Origin of the sequence: Clostridium sp. KLE 1755 (assembly GCF_000466465.2) — a bacterium.
GTDB lineage: Bacteria > Bacillota > Clostridia > Lachnospirales > Lachnospiraceae > Eisenbergiella > Eisenbergiella porci.
In genome coordinates this window covers 1-6778 of the sequence record NZ_KE992686.1, presented here as the reverse complement: position 1 = coordinate 6778, position 6778 = coordinate 1, and the positions used below count along the sequence as shown (strand labels likewise).

Annotated in this window: 9 protein-coding genes; 7 read left to right on the top strand and 2 right to left on the bottom strand. The window is 46.2% G+C overall.

Features of this window, described 5'->3' with window-relative positions:
• The 6 genes from HMPREF1548_RS30215 to HMPREF1548_RS08805 all read left to right on the top strand — a co-directional run.
• A partial coding sequence (locus tag HMPREF1548_RS30215; protein ID WP_207644059.1) for a hypothetical protein occupies window positions 1-194 on the top strand: 194 nt, incomplete at its 5' end.
• Window positions 191-394 carry a hypothetical protein gene (locus HMPREF1548_RS08830; RefSeq protein WP_035321624.1) on the top strand — a complete coding sequence of 68 codons (204 nt, stop codon included), beginning with the start codon at window positions 191-193 and terminating at the stop codon, window positions 392-394. The genes HMPREF1548_RS30215 and HMPREF1548_RS08830, both read left to right, overlap by 4 nt.
• A gap of 88 nt (window positions 395-482) precedes the next feature.
• Window positions 483-995, top strand: coding sequence for a GNAT family N-acetyltransferase (locus HMPREF1548_RS08825; RefSeq protein ID WP_025490842.1), 513 nt, complete (start codon window positions 483-485; stop codon window positions 993-995).
• Between the two features lie 198 nt (window positions 996-1193).
• Window positions 1194-2714 (top strand): S41 family peptidase, encoded by a 1521-nt coding sequence (locus HMPREF1548_RS08815; RefSeq protein ID WP_049942446.1) that lies wholly within the window; start codon window positions 1194-1196, stop codon window positions 2712-2714.
• A gap of 118 nt (window positions 2715-2832) precedes the next feature.
• Complete coding sequence (locus HMPREF1548_RS08810) at window positions 2833-3396, top strand: TetR/AcrR family transcriptional regulator (protein ID WP_021635643.1); 564 nt, start codon at window positions 2833-2835, stop codon at window positions 3394-3396.
• A gap of 210 nt (window positions 3397-3606) precedes the next feature.
• The gene (locus tag HMPREF1548_RS08805; RefSeq protein ID WP_021635642.1) at window positions 3607-4221 is read left to right on the top strand and encodes a class I SAM-dependent methyltransferase; all 615 of its coding nucleotides are present in this window, start codon (window positions 3607-3609) and stop codon (window positions 4219-4221) included.
• 104 nt (window positions 4222-4325) lie between these two features.
• On the opposite strand, the gene HMPREF1548_RS08800 is transcribed toward HMPREF1548_RS08805, so the two are convergent.
• Window positions 4326-4763 carry an aspartate carbamoyltransferase regulatory subunit gene (locus HMPREF1548_RS08800; RefSeq protein ID WP_021635641.1) on the bottom strand — a complete coding sequence of 146 codons (438 nt, stop codon included), beginning with the start codon at window positions 4761-4763 and terminating at the stop codon, window positions 4326-4328.
• 66 nt (window positions 4764-4829) lie between these two features.
• A complete protein-coding gene (gene pyrB, locus HMPREF1548_RS08795; RefSeq protein WP_021635640.1) occupies window positions 4830-5750 on the bottom strand; it encodes an aspartate carbamoyltransferase in 921 nt (306 codons plus the stop codon).
• 502 nt (window positions 5751-6252) lie between these two features.
• On the opposite strand from pyrB, the gene HMPREF1548_RS08790 reads away from it, so the two are divergent.
• On the top strand, window positions 6253-6663 hold the full coding sequence (locus HMPREF1548_RS08790; RefSeq protein WP_021635638.1) for a PH domain-containing protein: 411 nt from the start codon (window positions 6253-6255) through the stop codon (window positions 6661-6663).
• Window positions 6664-6778 lie beyond the last annotated feature (115 nt).

The following is a 6778-nucleotide window of genomic DNA, read 5'->3' as shown; positions in this document are numbered from 1 at the left end:
TTCATTATTTCATGCTGCCGCCCATAACCCTGTTTGTTTGCCTGGGCACCATTTTACCCTTGCAGAAGTGTATTGAACACAGCGGAAATGCTGATTCTATGGGCCTTTCTGGCTGGAAAAAAGATTTTATTACCGCCGAATATTTACTGCTTTTTATAATGGGCAACAGCGTAAAAAGGAGAAAAAGCCGATGAATATAAAAAAAATGGACATTGTGTGCGAATACGGCCGGCCGCCGTTCCGGGCAATAGTCCTGCACGGAGGCCCCGGGGCTCCCGGGTGTGCCGCAGGCTTCCTCAGTTTTCTTATTATGTCCTTGAAAAATGCGGCCATGATCCATGGAAAGAAAAATACGCAAGGAAGCGGTTTCTGGATTTGTTGGAAGCAGAAGTAAATTTCTTGATAAAACCTGCGGAACTCCGGACATCCAGGTTATTATAAAAAGATTCCGGGCCGGGGAACCGGAAAGAAAGAGGCATGAAATGCAAATAGAAACAGAACGGCTGAGAATTACCGCTCTTACTCCCGAACAGCTTGATTGGTGGTTAAACGATTTGCCCTGGCTGGAAGAAAAACTGAACTGCTCCTACCAGGCCGAACCGCTGGAAGGAATATTCAAAGAAATTGTTTCCGGACAGTTGGAAATTACCAGACAGGACAGCGATAACTACCTGTGGCACAGCTTTTGGCTTCTCATCAGAAAATCCGATAATGTCGTTGTAGGCTCCGCTGATTTTAAGAATGTACCCGATGAAAAAGGCCAGGTTGAAATAGGCTATGGCCTGGGGAAAGCCTTTGAACATGAAGGATATATGACGGAAGCCGTCCGCGCCATGTGCAGCTGGGCAAAGGAGCAGGAAGGGGTGTCCTGTATCACTGCGGAAACGGAAGCAGACGGCTTTGCCTCCCAGCGTATCCTAAAGCGCTGCGGTTTTACGGAATATGCAGGGAATGATACCATCTGGTGGAGAATGCAGCCGGAATCAGACAGTTAATATAAAGAAATTATCCTCCTTATACAAGCAGGCTCCCCATGAAATGCCGATAAAAATAAACCCAGAAACCATATTACAAAACTGTAACCTTCAGGAAAGCCAATATGATACCTTCCCATAAGAAAATCCGGTATCCTGTGAATCAGAAAGACAACACCATCAATTAACCGGAATGAAATATGGAAAGGATGAATGGATATGAAAAAAAGGATCGTTATCATGCTTCTGCTGGCGGCAGTGATGCTGAACGGCTGTAAGGCAGACAGCACAGCGGAGCGTCCGGCGGCGGATTCTGTGACAGCATTGGACAGCGTAGCGCAAACAGGAGACAACAAGGCAGAAGACAAAAAGGCAGAGGAAAGTGCAGTAAAAGAAAGCGCAACAAAGAAAAATACAGCAGAGGAAACAGCAGCAGGCGAATCAGCGGGAGAGTCCTCCGGGCAGCCGCCGGAAACAGAAGAAGGAATTACTGTAATCGGTGAGTTTGCCAGACTTTCCGCAGAGGAAGGAAACTGGAAAGGGCTGACAACAGAAGAAAAGCTGGAGGATTTCGATTTCCTGTATCAAACCCTGAAAGAGAATTACCCCTACTGGAATCTGGCCGAGCGGACGCAGAATATAGATTTGGAAGAGCAGTACCGGATCTGCAGGGAAAAAATAAAAAACTCCGAAACGGACATGCAGCTCTTCACAAATATACAGGGGTTCGTAGGACCATGCGGCGGAATCGGCCACTTGCAGCTTGTTATTGAAAATTGGGCGGATGATTACAGCAACCTGGACGGCATTTCCGAAGACTTGCTCCCTCTCATGCGAAAAATCAGTGATGCCTATGCAAATGATACTTCAGTTGCAGCATATGAGAAGATAGAAAAATCATTTCAAAATGCCTGGAAAAAAGTCCAGGCGTACTATGAAGAACAGGGGATGTCTGACTTGCTTCAGTCAGACCCGGGTTCCATGGCTCAGGAGGATGAAACAGGAGATACCATACTTCTGGACAGCGGCGAAACCGATAATCTTTTATACGGGATCATTGAAGAAGGAAAGACTGCCTACATTAAAATAAGATTTTTTGACATGGATTATTATGAAGAAGACAGTAAAATCCTGACCGGCTTATACGAAAAATACAGCGATTATGAAAATGTCATTTTTGATTTAACCGATAACGGAGGCGGCGGAATGCCCTACTTTGACGATCTCATTATGGCTCCTAACATTGACCATACCTGTACCGCCGACACATACCAATTTGTAAAAAACGGCAGCTATAACCGCAAATTCATGGATTTTTCTGAATATAAGCCTGTCAGTGAGGTCCCCGAACTGCCCAGATTGAATCAGGAAGACCTTTCCGGACTTGATTTATTTGTGGCCGATACCTATAAGGTTGAGCCTTCCGGAGAAAAGAAAGCCCTGAAAGGAAAACTGTGGATGCTGGTGAACGAAAATGTGTATTCCTCCTCCGAATATGCGGCCATGTTCACGAAAGCCACCGGTTTTGCAACTCTTGTGGGGCAGACGACAGGCGGCGACGGAATCGGTTCCGAACCTCTGCCCATCGTCCTTAAGAACAGCGGCCTCATCGTGCGGTACAGCCCTGTTTACGGAACTACCCCTGACGGCGCGGGCAGCGAGGAATTCGGAACTGAACCTGATATCCCTTCCCCGGAAAGCGAAAGCCCGCTGGAAACCTGCCTGAAAGCTATTGGTTGAAAAACGGGGCAATGTTTTTATATTAATGAAATAGCATTAAACAGACAACATTGAAAATATGTCATTGACAAATGTTCAATAGAGGAGTAAGCTGAAAACAGAAAGAGAGAGGATCCATATGAGAGTTTCCAAAGAACCTGAAGTCAGAAAACAGGAAATGCTGGATACCGCCATGCGGGTATTTGCCGAGAAAGGCTTTGAAGCAACTACCATGAAGGATATTGCCGCTGAAATGAATGTGGTTTCCGGGCTTTGCTACCATTATTTCCAGAATAAACAGCAGCTGTATGAAGAAGCTTTGACGCACTATGCAGAAGAGTGCAGCGAGCCTTTTATCCAGATTTTCAGGAATACAAAGCAGCCGCTGGAAGAGTGCATGAAGGCTGTTATTGCATTCCTGTATCAGGAGGAAGGAAAATATAAATACGCCTCTTTTTTTGATAAAAAAGGAAATGAATTTTTTCATCGCCAGCTGAGTATGCATATGGAGGAGAAAATTGCCCCATACCTTGCGGAATATCTCAGGTGCCGCTCTGAAATGGGAGAAATCCACGTGGATTATCCGGAGCAGACAGCTCTTTTTATTTTAAGCGGCCAGTCCCCCATCCTCATTGATGAAAGGATTCCATTAAAGGAAAAGACAGAACTGCTGCACAAATTGATTTATAAAATATTACAGTAGGCCGGCCCCGCTGTTTTGGCGGGGCTTTTCTGCAAAATGCTATTGAATATAAGTCAATGACATGAGTTTAATCATTTCTACAGCAATTATTGCCCTGAAGAATTATCCTCAAATGGCATATTAAACGGACAGTTCTGCCCCTGAAGGTCTGAAGATGAAAATGCACCAGTTTAAGGCAAAAAACAATATTTGAAAGGATGGCGCCAGAGAATGGAAGATACGAGCAAAAAAATAACAACAGATTATTTCAACAAAACAGCGGAGGATTACGACACAAGCCATGACGGAAAATTTGTCCAATGTATGTACCGGGAAATTCTTGCCCGCGTACCGGATACCAGAGGACAGCGGCTTCTTGATTTGGGCTGCGGCAACGGCAATATACTAAAAACCCTGAATGAACGCATCCCCGCAGAATATTACGGCCTGGATATTTCGGAAAAAATGATTGAAGAGGCGGGAAAGAAACTGGGGAAGGCGGCGCGGCTTCAGGTGGGAGACGCGGAACAGCTGCCCTATAAGGACAATTTTTTTGATGTGGTGGTTTGCAATGCTTCCTTCCACCATTACCCGAACCCGGAAAAGGCCGCTGCAGAAATGGGCAGAATCATAAAATCCGGCGGCCTTCTAATCCTCGGTGACCCCACAATGCCCTCTATAATGATTGAGGTGTTTAACTGGGCGTTAAAGTGGAGCAGTTCCGGTGACGTTAAGCTGTGGAAGAAACGGGAAATCAGGGAGCTTTTTGGAAGATGCGGCTTTGCGATGGAGGATTGGAAGCGGATTAAATACAGATGCTTTGTCTGCAATTTGAGGAAAAGGTAAGGGGGCAGCTGCAACTGCCGTTGTAACAGAAAAATATGTCGGGAAGAAAAAATACTGCCGCCCTGTAGTACAAAAGGGCCGGCAGTATTTTTTCTTCTTCCTGCTTATAATAAAGAACGCCTGTCGAATTTCTCTTCGCAGTATTTGCAACGGTATATTTCTTTTTTCTCATCGGAGAGAACGAAAATATGAGGAAGTCCCTGCTCAATGGAGGTGATGCAGCGGGGATTTTTGCAGTGAATAACGTTTTTGATTTCTTTCGGGAGTATCAGTTCCTTCTTCTTAACGATTTCGCCGTTTTTTATAATATTTACAGTAATATTGTGATCTATGAAGGCCAGGACATCAAGGTTCATCATGTCCACATCGCATTCCACCTTCAGAATATCTTTTTTCCCCATTTTATTGCTGCGTGCATTTTTGATGATAGCCACCGTGCAGTCCAGCTTGTCCAGCTGCAGGTGACGGTAAATGGACAGGCTGGTGCCGGCCTTGATGTGGTCAAGCACGAAGCCTTCTTCAATTTTTCCTACATTTAACATAAGGTTGCCTTTCTGCCCGCTAATGGGCGTTTATACTAATGCCACAAAGGGCGTTTCCCTGGTAAATTAATCATTTACGCTGATACCCAGCAGGGTGAGGATAAGCGCCATGCGGACATACACGCCATACTGCGCCTGCTTGAAGTAAACAGCCCTCGGGTCATCATCCACATCCACGGAGATTTCATTGACCCTGGGCAGGGGATGAAGGACGAGCATGTCACTGGGAGCCAGGGAAAGCTTGGCTTTGTCGAGCACATAGAAGTCCTTTAAGCGGACGTAATCCTCTTCGTTGAAGAAACGCTCCTTCTGAACGCGGGTCATGTAAAGGATATCAAGGCCGGGCATAATTTCCTCCAGCTGTGTGACTTCCTCGTAGGGAATATTTTTTTCCTTCAGCATTTCTGTAATGTAGTCGGGGACGCGCAGTTCGTCAGGGGAGATGAAAATAAAGCGTACATTGTCATAGCGAACGAGGGCATTAATCAGGGAATGTACGGTCCGGCCGAATTTCAGGTCGCCGCACAGTCCGATGGTAAGCTGGTTCAGGCGGCCCTTTAGCGTGCTGATGGTCATCAGGTCCGTCAGCGTCTGGGTCGGATGCTGATGTCCGCCGTCGCCGGCGTTGATTACAGGGATTCCTGAAACGGAGGCGGCTACCATGGGAGCGCCCTCTTTGGGATGGCGCATGGCGCAGATATCTGCATAGCAGGAGATGATGCGGATGGTGTCGGCCACGCTTTCGCCCTTGGAAGCGGAGGAGCTTGCGGCGTCGGAGAAGCCCAGCACGCTGCCGCCCAGATTGAGCATGGCGGCTTCAAAGCTTAAGCGGGTCCGGGTGCTCGGTTCATAGAAACAGGTAGCTAACTTTTTCCCCTCGCAGGCATGCGCATATTTCGGCATGTTCGATTCGATATCCCTTGCCAGGGCAAAGAGCTTGTCCAGTTCCTCCACGGAAAAGTCAAGCGGGTTCATTAAATGTTTCATTTATCGGTCTCCTTTCTGTTAAATGCGGAAATATTGGGATCTGGACATCAATTTTGCTGAACGTGTCCTGCCGCCCCGGCCCATAAATAACGCCTGCGGTCGGCAGGCGTTGATTTTAGAAAATCGAAGAGAAAATAATTTTCCCTTCGATTTATATTCAGATATCCGGTATGAAATTCTGCTTATTGCCAGGCTTGCAGCGGTTTGCAAATCGTCCCATAAAATTCTCCACATTTCTTACAGCCACTTACTATTTGTGACATTATAGCACATCGAAAAAGGGGGTTCAATCTATTTTTACGTAAAATTTATTTTTTATAAAAATAGAAGGTCCGGATGAAAAACCTTTGCAAATCAGGTGCATATCTATTATAATTTACGCGAAGGATATGAAGTAAGGCAGCAGTTTGGAAGTCTTAACTGTTGCGAAGAGAGAACTGAATGGAACAGATACACGCGCACATAAGAACGCGCATAAGCAGCATAAGAAAAGAGGTAGCCTATGGACGGTGAAAACAGGAACGGGGAAGTGCAGTTTACGGAACGAAAAAGATGGCTGTTTTTCGGCCTGCCCTTTACCTTTACCGTATATACGGTGAAGGATGATATCATTACCGTTTCGGAAGGTTTTCTGAATAAAAAGGAAAACGACTGTTATATGTATAAGGTACAGGACGTGGAACTGGTGGAGTCTCTGGCGGAACGTATTGTTGGAATCGGTACGGTGAAATGTTATACCGGCGATACTACCAATCCGGTGCTGATGCTGACTCATATAAAAAATGCCAGAACCATTAAAAATTACATATTGGAGGCCTCGGAGAAGGCAAGAATCCGGCGCCGTACCATGAATATGCTGAATATCGGCGCAGAAGGCGCGGATGACGGCGATTGGGACGACGGCAGGGAATAGGCGGGGACGTTTGGAATATTTTCATTCTCGAAAAGAAAGATGCGGAAAACCAGTTTTTTCTGCATCTTTTTGTGTGGGGGAGTGAGTCCGGCCGCGAATGGGTTCTCCGAAGGCC

Excerpts from the sequence above, each read along its gene's own strand:
- HMPREF1548_RS08830 (WP_035321624.1), top strand. The coding sequence starts at position 191 with ATGAATATAAAAAAAATGGACATTGTGTGCGAATACGGCCGGCCGCCG.
- HMPREF1548_RS08825 (WP_025490842.1), top strand. The coding sequence starts at position 483 with ATGCAAATAGAAACAGAACGGCTGAGAATTACCGCTCTTACTCCCGAA.
- HMPREF1548_RS08815 (WP_049942446.1), top strand. The coding sequence starts at position 1,194 with ATGAAAAAAAGGATCGTTATCATGCTTCTGCTGGCGGCAGTGATGCTG.
- HMPREF1548_RS08810 (WP_021635643.1), top strand. The coding sequence starts at position 2,833 with ATGAGAGTTTCCAAAGAACCTGAAGTCAGAAAACAGGAAATGCTGGAT.
- HMPREF1548_RS08805 (WP_021635642.1), top strand. The coding sequence starts at position 3,607 with ATGGAAGATACGAGCAAAAAAATAACAACAGATTATTTCAACAAAACA.
- HMPREF1548_RS08800 (WP_021635641.1), bottom strand. The coding sequence starts at position 4,763 with ATGTTAAATGTAGGAAAAATTGAAGAAGGCTTCGTGCTTGACCACATC.
- pyrB (WP_021635640.1), bottom strand. The coding sequence starts at position 5,750 with ATGAAACATTTAATGAACCCGCTTGACTTTTCCGTGGAGGAACTGGAC.
- HMPREF1548_RS08790 (WP_021635638.1), top strand. The coding sequence starts at position 6,253 with ATGGACGGTGAAAACAGGAACGGGGAAGTGCAGTTTACGGAACGAAAA.